Genomic DNA, 21,765 nt, shown 5'->3' on the forward strand with positions numbered 1-21,765 from the left:
GCTGATCGTCGATGAGCGACGATCCCAACGGACATCCGGAATTCACCGGACTGGCCACCAAAGCGATTCACGCCGGCTACCGGCCGGACCCGGCGACCGGCGCGGTGAACCCCCCGATCTACGCCAGCAGCACCTTCGCCCAGGATGGCGTCGGCTCCCTGCGCGGCGGGTTCGAATACGCACGCACCGGCAATCCGACCCGGGCCGCACTCGAATCGGCGCTGGCCGCCGTCGAAGACGGCGCCTACGGTCGTGCCTTCGGTTCGGGCATGGCCGCTACTGACTGTGCGCTGCGTGCGGTGCTGCGACCGGGTGACCACGTGGTGATCCCGAATGATGCGTACGGCGGCACGTTCCGGTTGATCGATAAGGTCTTTACCCAGTGGAACGTCGAGTACACACCGGTGGCGCTGCACGATTTGGACGCCGTCGCCGCCGCCATCACGCCGCGAACCCAGCTGATCTGGGCCGAAACCCCGACCAATCCGCTGCTGTCCATCGCCGACATCGCAGCCCTGGCCGAACTGGGCGAGCGGAGTTCGGCGAAGGTGTTGGTGGACAATACTTTTGCCTCGCCCGCGCTGCAGCAGCCCCTGACGTTGGGCGCCGACATCGTGCTGCACTCCACCACTAAATACATCGGCGGTCACTCCGACGTCGTGGGTGGTGCGCTGGTCACCAACGACCAGAAGCTAGACGAGGCGTTCGCCTTCCTGCAGAACGGGGCCGGCGCGGTGCCGGGCCCCTTCGATGCGTACCTGACGATGCGCGGACTCAAGACGCTGGTGCTGCGCATGCAGCGGCACAGCGAAAACGGTTCGGCCGTAGCGGAATTCCTCGCGGAACACCCCGCGGTGAGCACGGTGCTCTACCCCGGTCTGCCCGCACACCCCGGACATGAGATCGCCGCACGGCAGATGCGTGGCTTCGGCGGCATGCTGTCGGTGCGCATGCGCGGCGGCCGTGACGCCGCCCGCGATCTGTGCGCTAAAACCAGGGTGTTCATCCTGGCGGAATCGCTGGGTGGGGTCGAGTCGCTGATCGAGCATCCCAGCGCCATGACACATGCCTCGACGGCCGGGTCGCAATTGGAAGTTCCCGACGATCTGGTGCGCCTGTCGGTCGGCATCGAGGACATCGCCGACCTGCTGGCCGATCTCGATCAGGCCCTCGCTTAGTGGCGATCGCGAGCGCGGTGGTGCCGGGCGAAGCGGGTCGCCGCCGTTGGGTTAGTGGCGATCGCGGGCGCGGTGGTGCCGGGCGAAGCGGGTCGCCGCCGTCTGGTCAGGAGTGGTAGGGCTCGGCGCTGAGCAGCTTCACCTCGACCGTGTTGCCGTTGGGCACCGTGTAGCTGCGGGTCTCGCCCACCTTGGCATCGATCAGGGCGCCGCCCAGGGGTGAGTTCGGCGAGTAGACCTCGAGCTTGCCGTCGTTGACGCCCTCCTGGCGGGTGGCGATCAGGAAGGTCTCGGTGTCGGACTCGTCGCCGTTGTAGCAGACCTTCACCACCGAGCCCGGCAGCGCGACGCCGGACTGCTTGGGCGCCTCGCCGACCTTCGCGTTGTTCAGCAGGTCCTGCAGCTGGCGGATGCGCGCCTCCTGCTGACCCTGCTCTTCGCGTGCGGCGTGGTAGCCACCGTTTTCGCGCAGGTCGCCTTCTTCGCGGCGGTCGTTGATCTCCGCGGCGATGACCGGACGGTTCGCAATCAACTGATCGAGCTCGGCCTTGAGTCGGTCGTGTGACTCCTGGGTAAGCCAGGTCACGGAAGTGTCCGTCATCTCGTCGTGCTCCTCGTATGTTGTTCCGCGAGTTCGCGTTGAGTCCTGTTAGCTCCGCCGCTCCCGACGTGTGCGGGTCCCGTCCCGTGTGCTGCCGCTCCGTTTGCTCACGGCCGCTAATGCAGCAACACGGTCCCAACCGGAACCGTGTATTCATTCATGTTACCACCGCGCAAACAGTTGATGACCCCATATACGCAGTTCGATCGCGGATTAGGGGGTCACGCCGGGCGCAGGTAGGCGGGCACATCGGTGCCGCAGCCATAGATGTCGGCCACCAGCGGCGGTTCGAAGGATTTCACCGTCGTGGTTACCTGCACGGTGGCGGCGTCGGACGGTGGGACCAGTAGCTCTCGCCGGCCCGTCTCGCCGCCGTCCCGCGAGCGGACCCGCACGATGCAGTCCACCGGCCTCGACGGATCCGATCGCGTCACGCTGATCGTTATCGACGCCGTCTGGTCGTCGATCACGCGATAGCCGACCATCGTCCCCCTGACGTCACTGGTACCGAACCGGTGATAACCGATGAAAGCAACGACGAGGCCGGCTACGACTACCAGCGCGCCGAGCGCGACAATCACCCACCGCCGCGGGATACGCGACAGCCGGGAACGCCCGTAGCGGGCCTCCGGACGCGGAATAGGGGTTTCGGTCATACCTGGTTATGCCTGTTCTCGGTTGCCCGGCACCGGCCGACAGCATGCAGCGAAGTCGAAACTGGAATTATAGGGTCAGACCGGGCGACCACCAGGCTGACGAAAGGGCATGTGAGCGAGTTGCGGTTAATGGCGGTGCACGCCCACCCCGACGACGAGTCCAGTAAGGGCGCGGCCACGCTGGCCCGCTACGCCGACGAAGGCCACCGAGTGCTGGTGGTGACGTTGACCGGTGGTGAGCGCGGCGACATCCTCAACCCGGCGATGGACCTGCCCGAGGTGCGCGGACACATCGCCGAAATACGCCGTGACGAGATGGCCAAGGCCGCCGAGATACTGGGCGTGGAACACACCTGGCTGGGTTTCGTCGACTCCGGGCTACCCCAGGGGGACCCGCTGCCGCCGTTGCCGGAGGGCTGTTTCGCGCTGGTGCCGCTCGAGGAGTCAGTCGAGGCGCTGGTTCGCGTGGTCCGCGAGTTCCGCCCGCACGTCATGACCACGTACGACGAACACGGTGGCTATCCCCACCCCGATCACATTCGCTGCCATCAGGTTTCGGTCGGCGCGTTCGAGGCGGCGGGCGATTATCTGCGCTTCGCCGATGCCGGCGAACCGTGGACGGTGTCCAAGCTGTATTACAACCACGGTTTCCTGCGCGCCCGGATGCAGTTGCTGCACGATGAAGCCATCAAGCACGGTCACGAACCCCCGTTCAAGAAGTGGCTCGAACACTGGGACGCCAAACACGATCCGTTCGAGTCCCGGGTCACCACGCGCGTCGAGTGCTCGGCGTATTTCAGCCAACGCGACGACGCGCTGCGGGCGCACACCACGCAGATCGATCCCGAGCACGACTTTTTTGCCGCTCCCATCGAATGGCAACAACGGCTTTGGCCCACTGAGGAATTCGAACTGGCGCGTTCGCGGGTTCCGGTCCGGCTGCCCGAGGACGACCTGTTCGCCGGAATCGAGAGCGACGAGTGAGTCACCTGTATCTCGTAATCGCCGCCGGCTGGCTTGCCGACGGCCCGCCCCGGCACACCGGCCCCGATTTCGGCAAGGCCAGCCCGATCGGGCTGTTGATCGTCGTATTGCTGTTGATCAGCACACTGTTTCTGCTGCGTTCGATGAACCGGCAGCTGAAGAAGGTGCCGGACACGTTCGATCCCAAGCATCCCGAACCGGACCAGGCCGCCGACGAAGGCACCGACGCGGTCGACCCGGGCAGCGCCCGGGATGAGGGGAACGGCTCGCCGCGAACCCCGGGACCCGGCGATGAGCCCGGCTGACCCCGCTTCGACGAATACTCTTGGGCTGGCGACCAGCCCGTATCTGCGGCAGCACGCCGACAATCCGGTGCATTGGCAGCAGTGGACCCCCGAGGCGCTGGCAGGCGCCGCCGCCCGCGACGTGCCCATCCTGCTGTCCGTCGGTTACGCTGCCTGCCACTGGTGCCACGTCATGGCCCACGAATCATTCGAAGACGATGAAGTGGCCGCCGCCATGAACGCGGGATTCGTCTGCATCAAGGTCGACCGCGAGGAACGCCCGGACATCGACGCGGTGTACATGAACGCCACTGTCGCCCTCAACGGGCATGGCGGCTGGCCGATGACGTGTTTCCTCACACCGGACGGCCGGCCCTTCTTCTGTGGCACCTACTATCCGAAAGAAGGCTTCCTGCAACTACTTTCGGCCGTATCCGCGACCTGGCGCGAGCGCCGTGGTGAGGTGGAGGAAGCCTCCGACCATATCGCCGGCGAGCTACGCAAGCACGCGTCCGGTCTGCCCGGTGGCGGCCACTCGGTGGCGCCGGAGTTGTGCGACCACGCCGTCGCCACGCTGCTGCAGGAGCGCGACGCGGTGCACGGCGGGTTCGGCGGTGCGCCCAAATTCCCGCCGTCGGCGTTGCTCGAGGCGCTGCTGCGCCACTTCGAGCGCACCGGCTCGCCGACGGCTCTTGCGGCCGTATCGCACACCGCCGAAGCGATGGCGCGGGGTGGCATCTACGACCAACTCGGCGGTGGCTTCGCCCGATACAGCGTCGACAATGCTTGGGTAGTACCGCATTTCGAGAAGATGCTGTACGACAACGCGCTGCTGCTGCGTGCCTACGCGCATTGGGCGCGGCGTACCGGTGACCCGCTGGCGCGCCGGGTCAGCGCCCAGACCGCCCGGTTCCTGCTGGACGATCTGGCCGATCGTGAAATGTTCACCTCGTCGCTGGACGCCGACGCCGACGGGCGCGAGGGCTCGACCTATGTCTGGACGCCGGCACAGCTGAACGAGGTGCTCGGCCCCGACGACGGCCGTTGGGCGGCAAGCATTTTCGCGGTCACCCAGAGCGGCACGTTCGAGCACGGCACCTCGGTGCTGCAGCTGCCTGCCGATGCCGAGGATCCGCAGCGGCTGGACCGGGTGCGGAGCGCGCTACTAGCTGCGCGGCTCACTCGAATGCAGCCCGGACGCGACGACAAGGTCGTCTCGTCATGGAACGGGCTGGCGATCACCGCGTTGGCCGAGGCCAGCGTGGCGTTGGACGAGCCCGAACTGGCCGAAGCCGCACGGCGCTGCGCGCACGCGTTGCTAAATCTGCATGTCGTCGATGGCCGGTTGCGGCGCGCCAGCCTGGGCGGTGTGGTCGGCGACAGCGCCGCCATCCTCGAGGACTACGCGATGCTGGCCACCGGGCTTCTCGCGCTGTATCAGCTGACCGCCGAGGCGATCTGGCTGACTGCGGCAACTGGTCTGCTGGACACCGCGCTGGCGCATTTCGCCGATCGGGCGCAACCCGGCCGCTGGTTCGACACCGCCGACGATGCCGAGCGGTTGGTGCTGCGGCCGGCAGACCCGCTGGACGGCGCCACTCCGTCGGGGGCGTCCTCGATCACCGAGGCGCTGCTGACGGCCGCGCACCTGGTCGACGGTGACCGTGCCGGGCGCTATCTGCGCGCGGTCACCGAATCGCTCGCCGCGCACTCGGTGCTGCTGGAACGCGCGCCGCGGTCGGCCGGGCATTGGCTGGCCGTCGCCGAAGCGTCGGTGCGCGGACCGCTGCAGATCGCGGTTGCCTGCGACCCGGCGGCTTCCACCCTGCTGGCCGACGCGCGACGCCTGGCACCGGGCGGGGCGATCGTCGTGGGCGGCGAGGTCGATTCGTCGATGCTGCTCGCCGGCCGGCCCCGAGTGGACGGCGCCGACGCTGCCTACGTGTGCCGCGGCCGGATCTGCGACCTGCCGGTGACCGGCGCAACCGAACTGGCCGCCGCCCTGGGCGTTGCGGATCACTGAAGCCGATGGGAGAGACCCGCTGCGCCCGGCTACGCCGCGCTGGCGATCACCACTAGCGCGGGCTACCCTGCGTCCCATGTCGAATGCCGCAAAGACCGAAGCGATCAGAAACACGGTCAACCGCTACATCGAACTGGTCGCCAAGGGCAGCGCCGACGACTTGGTCGAGTTGTACGCCGACGACGCCACCGTCGAAGATCCGGTCGGGGGCGAGGTGCACATCGGTCGGCAGGCGATTCACGGCTTCTACGCCGCGGTCAATGAAGTGCAGCGAGAATGCGAACTGGTGACGCTGCGCATCGCCGGCAACGAGGCGGCCTTCCAGTTCCGGCTGACCGTGACCGCGGGCGAGCACCGCTTGGTAATAGAGCCCATCGACGTCATGGTGTTCGACAGCAGAGGCAAGATCGCCTCGATGAAGGCCTACTGGTCGCCGGAGGACGACGTCACCCCTGCCTGACCGGTGACGAGGCGGCTTAGCCGCCCGCCAGCCAGGCCTGGTCGCCCGTGTAGAAGACGGCGAACCACATGGCGATGTAGTGCAGAATCGCGGCGATGGCAGTGAATGCGTGGAAGAACTCGTGATAGCCGAACGTCTTCGGCCACGGGTCGGGCCAGCGCAGCCCGTAGAAGATGCCGCCGACGCTGTAAAACACCCCGCCCACCGCCAGCAGCACCATCGCGGCGACGCCGGCCTGGTGCAGGATCGTGGGGGCGAACCACACGGCTACCCACCCCAACAGCAGGTAGAGCGGCACGCCGACCCAGCGCGGCGCCGTTGGCCAGCACATCTTCAATGCGATGCCGGCGGCCGCGCCGCCCCACACGATGCACTCCACCAGCAACCCGGTGTTCTGCGGCATGGCCAGCCGTGCGAACGGGGTGTAGCTACCCGCGATGAAGACAAAAATCATCGAGTGGTCGAGCCGCTTCATCCGGCTGCGCGCCACGTCTGACTTCCATTGCACCCGGTGGTAGGTGGCGCTGACTGCGAACATCGCCACCGTCGCCGCAGCGTAGACCAGCGTCGAGTGGCCGGCGCGGGGCGACGCGAGCGCCCACGACACCGACACCAGCGTCGCGCCGGTGATGATGGCCAGCCACGCCGAGACGAAGTGGATCCAGCCGCGCATCCGGGGCTTGCCAAAGAACTGGGTGGCGCCCTCGGCGAACTCCTCGAGGGTGTTGCCCGGAACGATCGAGTCGGGTTCGGGCTCCGGGTTGGGGACGGTACGGGTCTGGCTGCTCATGTCTCCTGTGTCTTGTTCTCGCGACTAGTGGATACCAGCGGGAAAGTCGCCGAAGGCTCAAGATCCACAGTAGCCAGGGATGGTTACGACACAGTGTCGACTTTCTATGCCGACCCGGCCGAAACGAGATCGGTGAATAAATCACCGCTGGCAGTAGGGTAAATGTTCGTGGAAATTATCCCGCCGCGCCTCAAAGAGCCGCTGTATCGCGTCTACGAGTTGAGGCTGCGGCAGGGCCTGGCCGCCTCGAAGTCCCAGCTGCCGCGGCATATCGCCGTGCTATGTGACGGGAACAGGCGGTGGGCCCGCGACGCGGGATACGAGGACGTCAGCTATGGCTACCGGATGGGCGCATCCAAGATCGCCGAGATGCTGCGCTGGTGTCAGGAAGCCGGCGTCGAGATGACGACGGTGTACCTGCTGTCCACGGAAAATCTCCAACGCGATCCCGAGGAGCTGGCCGGGCTGATCGAAATCATCACCGACGTCGTCGAGGAGATCTGTGCACCGGCCAACCGTTGGAGCGTGCGCACGGTTGGGGACTTGGAACTGCTCGGCGAGGAGCCGGCTCGCCGGTTACGCGGTGCCGTCGAGTCCACCCCCAGCATCGCGTCCTTTCATGTCAACGTGGCAGTCGGCTACGGCGGTCGGCAGGAGATCGTCGGCGCCGTGCGTGCGCTGCTGAACAAAGAACTCGCCAACGGCGCCACCGCCGAGGAACTCATCGATGCCGTGACCGTCGACGCCATCTCCGAGAACCTCTACACGTCCGGGCAACCCGACCCCGACCTGGTGATCCGCACCTCGGGTGAGCAACGGTTGTCCGGATTTCTCCTGTGGCAGAGCGCATATTCGGAGATGTGGTTCTGCGAAACCCATTGGCCCGCGTTCCGCCGCGTCGACTTCTTGCGCGCGCTGCGCGACTACAGCCGGCGGGATCGCAGGCACGGCAAGTAACTGCCGAAGGTCTTAAAGGGCCCCTTGCGTGCGTGCCACACTGAGTGCATGGCTGCGCTCTCGGCGATGGTGTTCACGCTGAGCGCCTGGCTGGGTCTTTATCTGGTGGCCCGCGATCCGCGCAAACCCGTTCTCACGCTAGCGGCGATCGGACTGTGCGGGTTCGCCGTCGTGGTGGGGCTGGACGCGGTTCGGACCGCCGGTCCCGCATACGCCCAGGCGTTGAGCAGAGTCGAGATCTACCTGGCAACCATTCCGGGCCTGGCCTGGTTCGCGGTGCTCGTCGAGCTGTCCCGGCCCAGTGACGGTTGGCCTGCGCGTACCCGGGAGTTGCTGCTCGTGGCCGGGGTGGCCGCGCTGACTCTGTTCGGGGCCGCGATGGCCGGCAGCGTCGACGGGCCGCTGCGGCCGGGCCACTGGCTGATGTTCGCCGTGATCTCGGTGTCGACGCTCGGCGCGATGGCCGTCGTGTTGCGCCGCCCGCGGCGACCGAGGCCTGCGGTGGGGCTCGCCATTACCGCCACCCTGTTCTTTGCGCTGAGCAACGCGATCCTGATCATCCCGCTGGGTCTGGTACCCAGCTGGGTTGCGCTGGCGTCGACGAGTTGCGACGTCCTCGGGCTCGGGGTTGCCGTCGCCCTGTGGGACGCCTTCGATGAGGGCCACGCGCTGCGGGCCGACATGCTGCGCTCGTTCGCCGGCTCGATGGTGGTGGCGGTGTTATTCGGCGGCCAGGCGCTGATCGGATTAGCGGTGACCCGCCACGATTCCGGCGCGCAGACCGCCCTGACGGTGCTGCTGTTCACCAGCCTGGCGGTCGCGATCACCGTTGAGGTGCTCGCCGATCCGCTGGCTGGGTTGCTCGACCGGGTGGCGTTCTCCAAATCGCCTGCGCTGCGAGCGGATCGGGCCGAGCTGCGGCATACCGGCGCCGCACTGCCGCTGCGCCAGGAGCACCCGCTCGCCGACGTCGACGACGTCACCTTCGTCAGACTCACCCGCCGGGCGCTGGGCCACTACGGCGACCTGACCAAGCTGGTTGCCAGCCCGCTGACCGCGCTGCCAATGATCGACGAGCGGTTGGCCGCGCGGGGCGCCCCCGACCATCCGATCGAGCGGGCCAACGAACTCAAGGCCGTCCTGGCCGACGGCATAGCGCGGCTCAAACCGCGCGACGGTGGCGACTTCGGGACCACCGAAGAATGGCGGTATTACAACTCTCTGTACTTCCCCTACGTGGTCGGGGTGCGCGCCTACGCGCAGAACGCCACCGCCTCGGGCCTGGACCCGACCGCGCGCCAGGCCTGGCAGTGGTTTGTCACCGAAGTGCCGCAGCGTTCGCTGCACAATTGGCAAAACGCCGCGGCCCGCCTGATCGCCGCCGACCTTCGCGGTCGCGTCCCGGTTCCCAGCGACTAGGACGGGCACCCGGGTCACCGCGGGCGCCGGACGGCACAGTGCCCTGTGACCTGTGGGACCGCTGAGACGCTCGGCCTGGCGCGTGTCAAATATTTACCCGGCGATGGGAATAGCCGGGTGAACCGCCCTGTCGTTGTATCCGTGGCACTAGTTGGCAGCGCCACGAGTCGATATGGCAGTGCACTGGCGGCACGCTCGAAGCTGTTCGACCCAATCCGCCATCGCAAGGAGTAAACAATGAGCTCGATCACCGGCGTATCTACAATCCCGACCCGGCCTCTCTACGACTCGACGGACTCGCTGTTGCGTTTTGCCGTGCGTGCCGACGCGACCCTGACGGGGATGTTCGGATTGGCCATCGCGCTGTTCGCCGACCCGATTTCGGCGCTGACCGGCCTGACGTCCTTCCAGGAATACGGCGTGGGTGTCGTTTTCGTGCTCGCCGGCCTGCTGGTGTTCAGCCTCGGTGCGCTGCCGGAACTGCGCCGTGTCGGTATCAGCGTCCTGGTGGTCAACGTCGCGTTCACGCTGGCCTCGATCGTGGCCGCGGAAGCGCTGCCGCTGACCGTCACCGGTGTCGCATTGACACTGGCCAGCGGTGTGTACACCGCGGTGTTCGCGGGGCTGCAATTCCTGGGACTGCGTCGCCTCGAGGCGTGATCCTCCGTGTTGCCGGCGCGGGGCGTTAAAGCTTGCGCAGTCGCAGCCGGTTGATGGAATGGTCGGCGTCTTTGCGCAGCACCAAGGTCGCGCGCGGCCGGGTCGGGAGGATGTTCTCGACCAGGTTGGGGCGGTTGATCGAGCGCCAGATCTCGCGAGCGGCGGCGATCGCCTTGGTGTCGTTCAACGCCGAGTAGTGGTGGAAGTGCGATTCGGGATCCGCGAAGGCGGTGCTGCGCATGGCCAAGAATCGCGATACATACCATTGCTCGATGTCTTCGATTCGGGCGTCGACGTAGACGCCGAAGTCGAACAGGTCCGACACCATCAGGGTCGGGCCGGTCTGCAGAACGTTGAGGCCCTCCAGGATCAGGATGTCGGGGTGGCGGACGACGTGTTTGGCCCCGGGGATGATGTCGTATTTGAGGTGCGAATAAACCGGCGCACATGCGTAGTCCGAACCGGATTTGACCGAGGTCACGAACCGCATCAGCGCCCGACGGTTGTAGCTTTCGGGAAACCCTTTGCGGTGCATCAAGTTCCGCCGGTCCAACTCGGCATTTGGGTACAGGAAGCCGTCGGTGGTGACCAGGTCCACCCGCGGATGATGATCCCAGCGCGCCAAGAGCGCCTGCAGCACACGGGCGGTCGTCGATTTGCCGACCGCCACGCTGCCGGCCACCCCGATGATGAACGGCACCGGCCGGTCCGGGTTTTGCAGAGGTTCGCCAAGGAATTCCGCGGTGGCGGCGAACAGTCGCTGCCGCGCGGCGACCTGCAGGTGAATGAGCCGGGCCAGCGGCAGGTAGACCTCTTCGACTTCGAGCAAGTCGATCTGTTCACCCAGGCCGCGCAGGCCGACGAGTTCTTCCTCGGTGAGGGCCAACGGCGTCGACATACGAAGCGCACGCCATTGCTTCCGGTCGAACTCCACATAGGGGCTCGGCTCGCTAAGCCGCGGCATAGTGCAAGTGTTACAGGAGCGCCGAAATGCCCGACGGCTGGGCTGGCGATAAGTCAGCGCTGGATAGACTGGCGGCCGTGACTGCCGCACCTGATGCCCGCCCCTCGACGTCTGTGATGTCCGCCCCGCTGTCCGACGTCGACCCGGATATTGCCGAGCTGCTCGGCAAAGAGCTCGGCCGGCAGCGCGACACCCTCGAGATGATCGCGTCGGAGAACTTCGTTCCGCGCGCGGTCCTGCAGGCGCAGGGCAGCGTGCTGACCAACAAATACGCCGAGGGATTGCCCGGGCGCCGCTACTACGGCGGCTGCGAGTACGTCGACGTCGTGGAGAACATCGCCCGCGACCGGGCCAAGGCGCTCTTCGGCGCCGACTTCGCCAACGTGCAGCCGCATTCGGGTGCCCAAGCCAACGCCGCGGTGCTGCACGCCCTGATGTCGCCGGGGGAGCGACTGCTGGGCCTGGACTTGGCCAACGGAGGGCACCTGACGCACGGCATGAAGCTGAACTTCTCCGGCAAGCTCTACGAGAACGGTTTCTATGGTGTCGACCCGGTGAGCCATCTGGTCGACATGGACGCGGTACGCGCTCAGGCGCTGGAATTCCGCCCGAAGGTGATCATCGCCGGGTGGTCGGCCTATCCGCGGATCCTCGACTTCGCGGCGTTCCGGTCGATCGCCGACGAGGTCGACGCCAAGCTCTGGGTGGACATGGCGCACTTCGCCGGCCTCGTCGCGGCCGGCCTGCACCCGTCTCCGGTGCCGCACGCCGACGTCGTCTCGACCACCGTTCACAAGACGCTCGGCGGCGGCCGCTCCGGCATGATCCTGGGCAAGCAGGAGTACGCCAAGGCCGTCAACTCGGCGGTGTTCCCGGGCCAGCAGGGCGGCCCGCTCATGCACGTCATCGCCGGCAAGGCCGTCGCGCTGAAGATCGCGGGCACCCCCGAGTTCGTCGAGCGGCAGCAGCGCACGCTCTCCGGAGCGCGCATCCTCGCCGAGCGGCTGTCGGCCGCCGATGTGGCCAAGGCCGGCGTGTCGGTGGTCAGCGGCGGCACCGACGTGCACCTGGTGCTGGTGGACCTGCGCGACTCCCCGCTCGATGGTCAGGCCGCCGAGGACCTGCTGCACGAGGTCGGCATCACGGTCAACCGCAACGCCGTGCCCAACGACCCGCGCCCGCCGATGGTCACATCCGGGCTGCGGATCGGGACGCCCGCGTTGGCCACCCGCGGCTTCGGTGACGCCGAGTTCAGTGAGGTTGCCGACGTCATCGCCACCGCGTTGGCGGCCGGCAGCTCGGCCGACGTGGCGGGGCTGCGGCAGCGTGTGACGCGGCTGGCGCAGGAGTTTCCCCTGTACGAAGGCCTCGAAGACTGGGCGCTGGTCGGACGCTGATCCGGCGTCGATGTCGCCGGACGGCGCGGCTGAGCGCGGTTGAGGACGAAAGTCACTAGTTGCCGCGACACAGCCCGGGCGATTTTATGAACGTGTGTATGCGGGTTACAGTTACCTCATGGCAGAAAGACCTGTGGCTAACGCGCTGACCCTGGAACTCGAGCCGGTCGTCGAAGCGAACATCGACCGCCACTTGTCCACCGAAGAACTCTGGTTCGCGCACGACTACGTACCGTTCGACCGGGGCGAGAACTTCGCCTTCCTGGGTGGACGCGACTGGGACCCCTCGTCGATGACGCTGCCGAGGCCGTTGACCGACGCCTGCGAGATTTTGCTGCTGCTCAAGGACAACCTCGCCGCCCACCACCGCGAGCTGGTCGAGCACTTCATCCTGGAGGACTACTGGGGCCGCTGGCTGGGCCGGTGGACGGCCGAGGAGCACCTGCACGCGATCGCGTTGCGCGAGTACCTGGTGGTTACCCGCGAGGTCGATCCGACCGCCAACGAAGAGGCCCGCGTCCAGTACGTCATGAAGGGCTACCGCGCCGACACCTACTCGCAGGTGGAAACGCTCGTGCACATGGCGTTCGTCGAACGCACCCACGCGGTGTTCTGCGAGAACCTGGCCGCGCAGCTCGAGGAGCCCATCCTGGCCGGCCTCATCGATCGGATCGGCCGCGACGAGCGGCGCCACGAAGTGTTCTTCTCGAACCTCGTCGCGCACTGCCTCGAGTACACCCGCGACGAGACCATCGAGGCCATCGCCGCCCGGGCGGCCGACCTGCAGGTGCCCGGCGCCGACATCGACGCGTACCGGGGCAAGGTCCAGAACGTCGAGAAGGCAGGCGTTTTCGGCCCGGAGCAGTTGCGTCAGGCGATCTCCGACCGCATCACCGCCTGGGGGCTCGCGGACGAACCCCAGCTGCGCCGATTCGTCGTCGGCTAAGCAACCCGCACGACCCTCTGACATCGGCCAGCCGCTGAGGCGGTCGCGGCTCGCCACGTCGGCGCGCCTGCACAGCGGGCGCGCGGCCACGGGAGTAGCGTCGTTCTCGATGGTCAGCGTCATGCTCTGCTGCCAGGGCGGCACCTCCCGTCATCACAACGGAAGGACCGGCCCCGGTCCTGGTGCTGCGGTTCCCGTCGACATGCCTGTGCGGGTCCGCGCGGGCTCATCCCGCTCGAGGAGCGCTACGTGACCGATATCCGGACCTACGTGATCGACACTTCCGTGCTGCTGTCCGACCCCTGGGCGTGCAGCCGGTTCGCCGAACACGAGGTGGTTGTTCCGTTGGTGGTGATAAGCGAGCTGGAGGCCAAACGCCACCACCACGAGCTGGGATGGTTCGCCCGCCAGTCGTTGCGGCTTTTCGACGACCTTCGGCTGGTGCACGGACGGCTGGATCAGCCCATTCCGGTTGGGACACAGGGGGGTTCGCTGCATGTCGAGCTCAACCACACGGATCCCTCAGTGCTGCCGGCCGGTTTTCGCAGCGACAGCAACGACTCCCGGATCCTGAGCTGCGCCGCCAACCTCGCGGCCGAAGGTAAACGAGTTACGTTGGTCAGCAAGGACATCCCGCTTAGGGTCAAGGCCGCAGCGGTGGGGCTGGCCGCCGATGAATACCACGCGCAGGACGTGGTCGCCTCCGGATGGTCGGGGATGCGCGAGATCGAGACCGCCACCGAGGACATCGACGCCCTGTTCACCGACGGCGAGATCGATCTGGTGGAAGCGCGAGACCTTCCCTGCCACACCGGTGTTCGGCTGCTCGGCGGTAACTCTCATGCACTCGGCCGGGTCAACGCGGACAAACGTGTCCAGCTGGTGCGTGGTGATCGCGAGGCATTCGGCCTGCGCGGGCGATCCGCCGAACAGCGGGTGGCGCTCGACCTGCTGCTCGACGAGTCGGTGGGCATCGTGTCGCTGGGCGGCAAGGCCGGCACCGGCAAGTCGGCGCTCGCGTTGTGCGCCGGTCTGGAGGCGGTGCTGGAGCGGCGCACCCAGCGCAAGGTGGTCGTCTTCCGCCCGCTCTATGCCGTCGGCGGCCAAGAGCTGGGGTATCTGCCCGGCAGCGAGAGCGAGAAGATGGGCCCGTGGGCGCAGGCCGTCTTCGACACGCTCGAGGGTCTGGCCAGCCCGGCTGTGCTGGAGGAGGTGCTGTCCCGCGGCATGCTCGAAGTGCTGCCGCTGACCCACATCCGGGGCCGGTCGCTGCACGACTCGTTCGTCATCGTCGATGAGGCCCAGTCGCTGGAGCGCAACGTCCTGCTGACCGTGCTGTCCAGGTTGGGCGCCGGATCGCGGGTGGTGCTGACGCACGACATCGCCCAGCGCGACAACTTGCGGGTGGGCCGCCACGACGGAGTCGCGGCGGTGATCGAGAAACTCAAGGGCCACCCGCTGTTCGCCCACATCACCCTGTTGCGCAGCGAGCGATCGCCGATTGCCGCCCTGGTCACCGAGATGCTCGAGGAGATCGCCGGCCCGCAGTGAGGGCGCCTGACCAGCGCGCTCGACCCCGGGTAGGGCCCTCTTCGATAAACTTTTACGGTGGCGAAACGACCCGACACCCAAGCCTGGCGCTACTGGCGCACGGTTGTCGGGGTGGCGGCAGCCGTCGCGGTGCTGGTGATCGGCGGGCTTACGGGTCATGTGACACGCGCCGACGACCTCAGCTGCTCGGTCGTCAAGTGCGTCGCCTTGACCTTTGACGACGGGCCGGGGCCGTTCGATGAGCGGCTGCTGCAAATCTTGAAGGAGAACGACGCCAAGGCCACGTTCTTCCTGATCGGCAACAAAGTGGCCGCGAACCCGGCCGGCGCCAGGCGCATTGCCGACGCGGGAATGGAAATCGGCAGCCACACCTGGGAACACCCCAACATGACCACGATCCCACGCGAAGACATCGCCGCCCAATTCTTTAAGGCCAACGACGCGATCAAGGCCGCGACCGGGCGCACCCCGAACCTGTATCGCCCCGCCGGAGGACTGTCCGACCCGGCGGTGCGCCAGACCGCCGGCCAATTCGGGCTGGCCGAAATCCTCTGGGATGTCATCCCTTTCGACTGGACGAACGACTCGGACACGGCGGCCACGCGCTACATGTTGATGACTTACCTCAAGCCGGGCTCGGTGGTGCTGTTCCATAACACGTACTCGAGCACCGTCGATCTGGTGTACCAGTTCATCCCGGTGCTCAAGGCCAACGGCTACCGCATGGTGACGGTCAGCGACCTGCTGGGGCCACGCGCCCCCGGCAGCAGCTACGGCGGCCGGGAGAATGGTTCACCCGTCAACGGCCTGCGCGACATCCCACCCGGCGACATCCCCACGCTGCCCAACACACCCTCACCGAAACCGATGCCGAATTTCCCGATCACCGACATCGCCGGGCAGAACTCCGGAGGACCGAACAACGGTGCGTAGCGCAAGTTTCGGGCCACACGCGGCTACCTTTCTATGATCACCGCGGGCTGGCTTCGCGATCGGCTTCCGCCGCCACGGCGCGGCCCGGCGCGGCAGCACGCCACGGGGCAACGAAAGTCCTTTCGTCGGTGGTTGTTTCAATACGGGCTCGATCTGAGCCTGTCCTACGTCCTGGCCGTCGTCGAAGCGGCCGCTATCCTCATCCCCCTGCGCGGCCACACTTCCGTGGGCGCCAACGCCGACTTCGCACGGCAGAACACGGTCCCAGTGGTGCTGCTCATCGTGCTGGGCATCGTCAGCGTGGCGGTGGCCGGCGCCGTCAGCCTGGCTCCCACGGTGCGCTGGTACGTCGCAGGGGACGAACCCACCCCGGAGCAACGCGAAGCCGTGATGAGGCTGGCCGGGCGCCAGTCGGTAATCCTGGTGGCGTCCTGGGCGCTGACCGGCGGGATCTTCATCCTGTTGAATTTGACTGGCGGACCGCAACTTCTGCTGCCCATCGTGCTCGGCGTGTTGCTCGGCGGATCGGCCGCCGCCGGCACCGCCATGCTGATCGCCCAGCGCACCCTGCGGCCCATCATGCGCGCCGCCACGCTGGGCGCCGAACCGCGGCTTGCGGTGCCGAGCGTCTATGCCCGGCTGGTTCTGCTGTGGTTTCTGTGCAGCGCTTTTCCCATCGCGGTCATTGCGACGATGGTGGTTCTCCGCTCGTACGGCTGGCTGATCGAGAAGTCCGCGTCGCTGGACGTGCCGATTCTGGTGGTGTCGCTGGCGGCGCTGATCTTGGGACTGCCCACGATGATTCTGACCTCGCGGTCCATCTCGGATCCGGTCGGCGAGGTCGTCGACGCGATGGCCGAGGTCGAGCATGGCCGCATGGACACGTACGTCGGCGCCTATGAGCGTTCCCAGATCGGGCGTCTGCAAACGGGATTCAACCGAATGGTGGCCGGGCTCGCCGAGCGGGACCGGTTACGTGACCTGTTCGGACGCCACGTCGGGGCCGACGTCGCGCAACGCGCGCTCAACGAGGGGGCATCCCTGTCGGGAGACGTCGTCGAAGCGGCGGTGCTTTTCATCGACCTGGTGGAGTCCACCCGGCTCGCGGAAAGCCGCCCCCCGCAAGAGGTCGCGGAGGTGCTCAACGACTTCTTCCGGATCGTCGTGCATGCCGTCGACGAACACCACGGACTGGTGAACAAATTCGCGGGCGATGCGGCGCTGGCCGTCTTCGGGGTGCCGCTGCCGGCGCGCGAGCCGGCATCGTCGGCGTTGGCGACCGCTCGTGCACTTGTCTCCGAATTGCGGCAGCTGCCGGTCGATTTCGGCATCGGCGTCTCAGCGGGGCGGGTCTTCGCCGGCAACATCGGCGCCGAAAACAGGTATGAATACACCGTGATCGGTGACGCCGTCAACGAAGCCGCCCGGCTGGCCGACCTCGCCAAAACCTCCGACCGGCGGATCCTGTGCTCGGCGGGTGCCATCGACGCCGCGGGCGAGGACGAGCGCTCGCACTGGGCCGAATGTTATTCCACGATTCTGCGTGGGCGATCCGAGGCCACCCACGTCTCGGCACCGACGACTAGCTAGCCGGCCCAAACCCGCGTCAGGACTTGGAGACCTTCAGCGCGGCAATGATTTTGCCGACGAGGTCCGCCGAGGCGGTATCACCGATGGGTGTGCTGCCGATGAAGACGGTGACCGGCTTGGTGTCGACGGCGATGATGGTGACCGAGTCGCCCTTGACGTTGCGACTGGGATCGGCGATTGTGACGTCGGCATCGACCCGGACCGCCTTGGTGCCGTCGACGGTGATCGACGACGACTTCGTCGGTCCGAGCGTGGGCTGCGCGTTCGCGTAGCCGGGGCCCGCGACGATGCATTGCATCAACTTCGTGGCTTGGGCCGTGAGGTCCATGCTGGGAACGAAATTGGTGACGCCGACCTCGGCCGTCATCATCCACTGATTGGCCCCGGGCACGTCCTGCGCGACCCCCAGCCCTCCGATCAGGTTCGGGCCCTGGTCGTCGGAGAACACCGTCCACCCGCCCGGCGCCGCGCTGGCCGGGAACGAAAGCTTGCCCGCGGCGATCGAGTCGGTCCGTGGCATCTCGCCGCCGGACACGTTCGGGGTGCAGTCGGTGGCGTTCTGCGCAGAATTCTTCGGCTGTGAGACCGACGTGGAGGTTGTCGAGGGCGCGGTGGCGACCTGCTTGTTGTCATTGCCGCCGCGCATTAGCAGCAGCGTTGCCACCAGCGCGATGACAGCCAGCACAACCAGACCGGCGACGATCAGCCACGGCAGCTTCGAGCCGGGACCTCCCGGCGGCGGGCCCGGTGGGTAGGGGCCGCCCGGCCCAAACTGCTGTCCGGGTGGCAGATACTGCTGGTTCGGGTACGGGGTAGCGCCGGGCGGGTACGGGTACGGGCCACCCGGCGGGTACGCGTATGGACCACCCTGCGGGTAGGGACCGGTACCGCCCTGCGGGTACGGACCGGGACCACCCTGCGGGTAGGGACCGGGACCGCCCTGCGGCTGGCCCCCCCAATTCGGGTCCTGCCCATACGGATTGCTTCCGTAGGGCCCCTGGCCGTAGGGACCGCCGGGAGGAACCGTCATGCAAAACCACCCTTACTCTCGTCGAGTACCGCCGTCACCGGATGACGGCCGGTTCAGTCTTCGGGTTTGACCTTGGCCATCGCCAACACGTCGAGCCGCCGGTCGAGTTCTTCGATCGACAGCTTGTCGCCGATGAGGCCGCGATCGATCACCGCCTGACGAATCGTCTTGCGCTCCTTGAGCGCCTGTTTGGCCACCGCGGCGGCTTCCTCGTAGCCGATCGCCGAGTTCAGCGGCGTCACGATGGACGGCGACGACTCGGCCAGCTCGCGCAGGCGTTCGACATTGGCGGCCAGTCCGGTGATGCAACGCTCGGCGAACAGCTTCGCCACATTGGTCAGCAGCTTGAAGGACTCGAGGACGTTGCGCGCCATCATCGGGATGTAGACGTTGAGCTCGAACGCGCCGTTGCCGCCGCCCCACGCGACTGCGGCGTCGTTGCCGATCACCTGGGCGGCGACCTGCGTAACGGCCTCGGGGAGAACGGGATTCACCTTGCCGGGCATGATGGAGCTGCCCGGCTGCAGGTCGGGTAGCTGGATCTCGGCCAGGCCGGTCAACGGTCCCGATCCCATCCAGCGAACGTCGTTGGCGATCTTGGTCAGCGACACCGCGATGGTGCGCAGCGCGCCCGACGCCTCGACCAGCCCGTCGCGAGCCGCCTGCGCCTCGAACGAGTTTGTTGCCGTGCGCAATTCACTCAGACCGGTGGAGTTGACCAGCGTTTCGACCACCTTAGCGCCGAAGCCGTCGGGAGCGTTCAAACCGGTACCGACCGCGGTGCCGCCGATAGCCAGCTCGCCCAACCGGGGCAGCGTCGCGCGCACCCGCTCGATGCCCGCCTCGACCTGCCGGGCGTATCCGCTGAACTCCTGACCGAGCGTCACCGGCACGGCGTCCATCAGGTGGGTGCGGCCCGATTTGACCACGGTGTGCCACTCGCGCGCCTTGCCGGCCAGGGCGTCGTGCAGCACCTCGAGCGCCGGGATGAGATGACGCACCGCGGCCTCGGTGGCCGCGATGTGGGTTGCGGTCGGGAAGGTGTCATTCGACGACTGCGACATGTTGACGTCGTCGTTGGGGTGCACCGTCACACCGTGGGCGGCCGCGATGCTCGCGATCACCTCGTTGGTGTTCATGTTGGAGCTGGTGCCCGAGCCGGTCTGGAAGACATCGATCGGGAACTGGTCGTCGTGCTGGCCCTCGGCGATCTCGGCGGCCGCGGCGACGATCGCGTCGGCCTTCTCGGGCGCCAGCAACCCCAGGTCCTTGTTGACCTGCGCGCAGGCGCCCTTCAGCAGACCCAACGCGCGGATCTGGGTGCGCTCCAGGCCGCGGCCCGAGATTGGGAAGTTCTCGACCGCGCGCTGAGTTTGGGCGCGCCACAACGCTTTTGCGGGTACGCGGACCTCGCCCATGGTGTCGCGTTCGATGCGGTACTCGGTGTCTTCAGAGCTGTTCGAGGCCATAGAGTGGCTTCCTCGTTCTTCGATCGGTGGTCAGGGCAGGGGATAGGCGGCGGAGGTGTCGCCGGTGAAGTCGATGGCGGAGTACTCGTTGAGCTTTGAAAGCCGGTGGTAGGCCTCGATCATCCGGACGGTTCCCGACTTCGACCGCATGACGATCGACTGGGTGGTGCAGCCGCCCGGGTAGTACTGCACCCCTTTGAGCAGGTCGCCGTTGGTGACCCCGGTGGCACAGAAGAACACGTTGTCGCCGGACACCAGGTCCTCGGTGGTCAACACCTGGTCGAGGTCGTAGCCGGCGTCGATCGCCTTCTGGCGTTCCTTGTCGTCGGTGGGAGCCAGCTGTGCCTGGATGGCACCGCCCATGCACCGGATCGCGGCCGCGGCGATGATGCCTTCGGGCGTGCCGCCGATCCCGGCGAGCATGTCGGTTCCCGAGTGCGGCCGGCACGCCGAGATCGCACCCGCGACGTCGCCGTCGGTGATCAGCCGGATCCGGGCCCCGGTGGCCCGAACGTCCTCGATCAGCTTGCCGTGCCGCGGCCGGTCCAGGATGCACACGGTCATGTCGCGCACCGACAGCGCCTTGACCTTGGCGACGGCCTTGATGTTCTCAGCGATCGGCGCGGTGATGTCGAGCACGTGCGCGGCCTCCGGCCCGACGGCGATCTTGTTCATGTAGAACACCGCCGACGGGTCGAACATCGCTCCGCGGTCGGCCACCGCCAGCACGGAGATGGCGTTCGGCATGCCCTTGCTCATCAGCGTGGTGCCGTCGATCGGGTCCACGGCGAAGTCGCACTCCGCTCCGTCGCCGTTGCCGACCTCCTCGCCGTTGTAGAGCATCGGAGCGTGGTCCTTCTCGCCCTCGCCGATGACGACGACGCCGCGCATCGACACCGTATTGACCAGCTCGCGCATCGCGTCCACGGCCGCCCCGTCGCCGCCCTCTTTGTCGCCGCGGCCGACCCAGCGACCTGCGGCCATGGCACCGGCCTCGGTGACGCGTACCAGTTCCAAAGCCAGGTTGCGGTCCGGAGCCTCACCGCGCGGTCGACCCTGCGCTAAGGCCCGGCCGGTGGTGGCGGTCGAGCGCTCGCCCTCAACTGTCATGGTTGTCGATTGTCCCAGAAGCGGATCGGTCCGCTGGAACTGGGATACTTGGGGGATGACGGAGGAGCCGCCGCTGAACGCCCAGCTTGATGGGAACGTAGCCGGTGCGTCGTCTCCGCAGGCCGGACCGGGTCCCAGGCCGGTGAAACCCCGGCTGTTGCAGGACGGCCGGGACATGTTCTGGTCGCTGATTCCGCTGGTCATCGGCTGTGTCGTGCTCGCAGGCATGCTGGGCATGTGCTCGTTTCAGCTCGGCAGCCATCAGGGCTCCGTCCCGTCTTATGACGCGGGGGCGGCCCTGCGTGCCGACGCGTCCGCGCTCGGTTTTCCCGTCCGCCAACCGCGGCTCCCGGCCGGCTGGCAAGCCAACTCCGGCCACCGCGGTGGCATCCAGGGCGGCCGAAGCGACACCACGAGCGGTCAACGGGTGAACGCGCCCATCTCGGAAGTCGGCTACATCAGTCCGACCGGAATGTATCTGAGCCTGACCCAGAGCAACGCCGACGAGGACAAGCTCGTCAACTCGATTCATCCGTCGGCCTACCCAACCGGAGCGGTCGATGTCGACGGGACCAACTGGGTGGTCTATCAGGGTTCCGGCCAAAACGGTGCGGACGCCGAGCCGGTATGGACGACCAGGCTCAGCGGGCCGGGGGGCGCCACCCAAATTGCGATAACCGGCGCCGGAAACACCGATCAGTTCCGTACGCTGGCTTCGGCGACGCAATCGCAACCGCCTTTGCCCAGCCGCTAGCTCATCCGC

At 67.1% G+C, this 21,765-nt stretch carries 21 protein-coding genes; 14 read left to right on the plus strand and 7 right to left on the minus strand.

Annotated elements, in window-relative coordinates:
- Window positions 1–11: 11 nt before the first annotated feature.
- Window positions 12–1,178: a cystathionine gamma-synthase gene (locus A5686_RS14025; RefSeq protein WP_067935028.1), complete on the plus strand. Its 1,167-nt coding sequence runs from the start codon at window positions 12–14 to the stop codon at window positions 1,176–1,178.
- A gap of 106 nt (window positions 1,179–1,284) precedes the next feature.
- Here A5686_RS14025 and greA read toward each other — a convergent pair whose 3' ends face one another.
- Window positions 1,285–1,779, minus strand: coding sequence for a transcription elongation factor GreA (gene greA / locus A5686_RS14030; RefSeq protein WP_067935029.1), 495 nt, complete (start codon window positions 1,777–1,779; stop codon window positions 1,285–1,287).
- 221 nt (window positions 1,780–2,000) lie between these two features.
- On the minus strand, window positions 2,001–2,435 hold the full coding sequence (locus A5686_RS14035; protein ID WP_067935030.1) for a DUF4307 domain-containing protein: 435 nt from the start codon (window positions 2,433–2,435) through the stop codon (window positions 2,001–2,003).
- 111 nt (window positions 2,436–2,546) lie between these two features.
- Here A5686_RS14035 and mca point away from each other — a divergent pair, with 111 nt between their 5' ends.
- The 4 genes from mca (at window position 2,547) to A5686_RS14055 (ending at window position 6,186) form a co-directional block, all read left to right on the plus strand.
- Entirely contained in the window at window positions 2,547–3,419 is an 873-nt protein-coding gene (gene mca, locus A5686_RS14040) for a mycothiol conjugate amidase Mca (RefSeq protein ID WP_067935032.1), read from the plus strand.
- Window positions 3,416–3,724, plus strand: a complete 309-nt coding sequence (locus A5686_RS14045) for a hypothetical protein (RefSeq protein ID WP_067935034.1) — start codon at window positions 3,416–3,418, stop codon at window positions 3,722–3,724. The genes mca and A5686_RS14045 overlap by 4 nt, the downstream gene beginning before the upstream one ends.
- Window positions 3,711–5,726 carry a thioredoxin domain-containing protein gene (locus tag A5686_RS14050; RefSeq protein WP_067935036.1) on the plus strand — a complete coding sequence of 672 codons (2,016 nt, stop codon included), beginning with the start codon at window positions 3,711–3,713 and terminating at the stop codon, window positions 5,724–5,726. Before A5686_RS14045 ends, A5686_RS14050 begins: the two co-directional genes overlap by 14 nt.
- Before the next feature lie 76 nt (window positions 5,727–5,802).
- On the plus strand, window positions 5,803–6,186 hold the full coding sequence (locus A5686_RS14055) for a nuclear transport factor 2 family protein (RefSeq protein ID WP_067935038.1): 384 nt from the start codon (window positions 5,803–5,805) through the stop codon (window positions 6,184–6,186).
- A 16-nt stretch (window positions 6,187–6,202) separates the two neighbouring features.
- Here the strand turns inward: A5686_RS14055 and A5686_RS14060 are convergent, their stop codons facing one another.
- Window positions 6,203–6,976, minus strand: a complete 774-nt coding sequence (locus A5686_RS14060; RefSeq protein WP_067935039.1) for a hemolysin III family protein — start codon at window positions 6,974–6,976, stop codon at window positions 6,203–6,205.
- 168 nt (window positions 6,977–7,144) lie between these two features.
- On the opposite strand from A5686_RS14060, the gene A5686_RS14065 reads away from it, so the two are divergent.
- The 3 genes from A5686_RS14065 to A5686_RS14075 all read left to right on the plus strand — a co-directional run bounded on the left by A5686_RS14065 (window position 7,145) and on the right by A5686_RS14075 (window position 10,012).
- Window positions 7,145–7,933, plus strand: a complete 789-nt coding sequence (locus A5686_RS14065) for a (2Z,6E)-farnesyl diphosphate synthase (RefSeq protein WP_067935367.1) — start codon at window positions 7,145–7,147, stop codon at window positions 7,931–7,933.
- A gap of 48 nt (window positions 7,934–7,981) precedes the next feature.
- A complete protein-coding gene (locus A5686_RS14070; RefSeq protein WP_067935042.1) occupies window positions 7,982–9,352 on the plus strand; it encodes a hypothetical protein in 1,371 nt (456 codons plus the stop codon).
- A gap of 237 nt (window positions 9,353–9,589) precedes the next feature.
- The gene (locus A5686_RS14075) at window positions 9,590–10,012 is read left to right on the plus strand and encodes a hypothetical protein (protein ID WP_067935044.1); all 423 of its coding nucleotides are present in this window, start codon (window positions 9,590–9,592) and stop codon (window positions 10,010–10,012) included.
- A 25-nt stretch (window positions 10,013–10,037) separates the two neighbouring features.
- On the opposite strand, the gene coaA is transcribed toward A5686_RS14075, so the two are convergent.
- The gene (gene coaA / locus A5686_RS14080; protein WP_067935046.1) at window positions 10,038–10,976 is read right to left on the minus strand and encodes a type I pantothenate kinase; all 939 of its coding nucleotides are present in this window, start codon (window positions 10,974–10,976) and stop codon (window positions 10,038–10,040) included.
- Window positions 10,977–11,092: 116 nt separating this feature from the next.
- Here coaA and glyA point away from each other — a divergent pair, with 116 nt between their 5' ends.
- The 5 genes from glyA to A5686_RS14105 all read left to right on the plus strand — a co-directional run bounded on the left by glyA (window position 11,093) and on the right by A5686_RS14105 (window position 17,393).
- Window positions 11,093–12,373, plus strand: a complete 1,281-nt coding sequence (gene glyA / locus A5686_RS14085) for a serine hydroxymethyltransferase (RefSeq protein ID WP_067935055.1) — start codon at window positions 11,093–11,095, stop codon at window positions 12,371–12,373.
- Window positions 12,374–12,491: 118 nt separating this feature from the next.
- On the plus strand, window positions 12,492–13,319 hold the full coding sequence (locus A5686_RS14090; protein WP_067935369.1) for an acyl-ACP desaturase: 828 nt from the start codon (window positions 12,492–12,494) through the stop codon (window positions 13,317–13,319).
- Between the two features lie 249 nt (window positions 13,320–13,568).
- A complete protein-coding gene (locus A5686_RS14095; protein WP_067935058.1) occupies window positions 13,569–14,870 on the plus strand; it encodes a PhoH family protein in 1,302 nt (433 codons plus the stop codon).
- Window positions 14,871–14,927: 57 nt separating this feature from the next.
- On the plus strand, window positions 14,928–15,803 hold the full coding sequence (locus tag A5686_RS14100) for a polysaccharide deacetylase family protein (RefSeq protein WP_067935060.1): 876 nt from the start codon (window positions 14,928–14,930) through the stop codon (window positions 15,801–15,803).
- Window positions 15,804–15,956: 153 nt separating this feature from the next.
- Window positions 15,957–17,393, plus strand: a complete 1,437-nt coding sequence (locus tag A5686_RS14105; RefSeq protein ID WP_197520581.1) for an adenylate/guanylate cyclase domain-containing protein — start codon at window positions 15,957–15,959, stop codon at window positions 17,391–17,393.
- 16 nt (window positions 17,394–17,409) lie between these two features.
- Here the strand turns inward: A5686_RS14105 and A5686_RS14110 are convergent, their stop codons facing one another.
- From A5686_RS14110 to glpX, 3 genes are read right to left on the minus strand one after another with little or no spacing between them, the layout of a single operon-like run.
- Window positions 17,410–18,423, minus strand: a complete 1,014-nt coding sequence (locus tag A5686_RS14110; protein ID WP_067935062.1) for a hypothetical protein — start codon at window positions 18,421–18,423, stop codon at window positions 17,410–17,412.
- A gap of 53 nt (window positions 18,424–18,476) precedes the next feature.
- Window positions 18,477–19,892, minus strand: coding sequence for a class II fumarate hydratase (locus A5686_RS14115; protein WP_067935064.1), 1,416 nt, complete (start codon window positions 19,890–19,892; stop codon window positions 18,477–18,479).
- 30 nt (window positions 19,893–19,922) lie between these two features.
- Window positions 19,923–21,002, minus strand: a complete 1,080-nt coding sequence (glpX, locus tag A5686_RS14120; RefSeq protein WP_197520577.1) for a class II fructose-bisphosphatase — start codon at window positions 21,000–21,002, stop codon at window positions 19,923–19,925.
- 55 nt (window positions 21,003–21,057) lie between these two features.
- Here glpX and A5686_RS14125 point away from each other — a divergent pair, with 55 nt between their 5' ends.
- Complete coding sequence (locus A5686_RS14125) at window positions 21,058–21,756, plus strand: DUF4245 domain-containing protein (protein ID WP_067935066.1); 699 nt, start codon at window positions 21,058–21,060, stop codon at window positions 21,754–21,756.
- Window positions 21,757–21,765 lie beyond the last annotated feature (9 nt).

Origin of the sequence: Mycobacterium sp. E2479, from assembly GCF_001667925.1 — a bacterium.
Lineage (GTDB): Bacteria > Actinomycetota > Actinomycetes > Mycobacteriales > Mycobacteriaceae > Mycobacterium.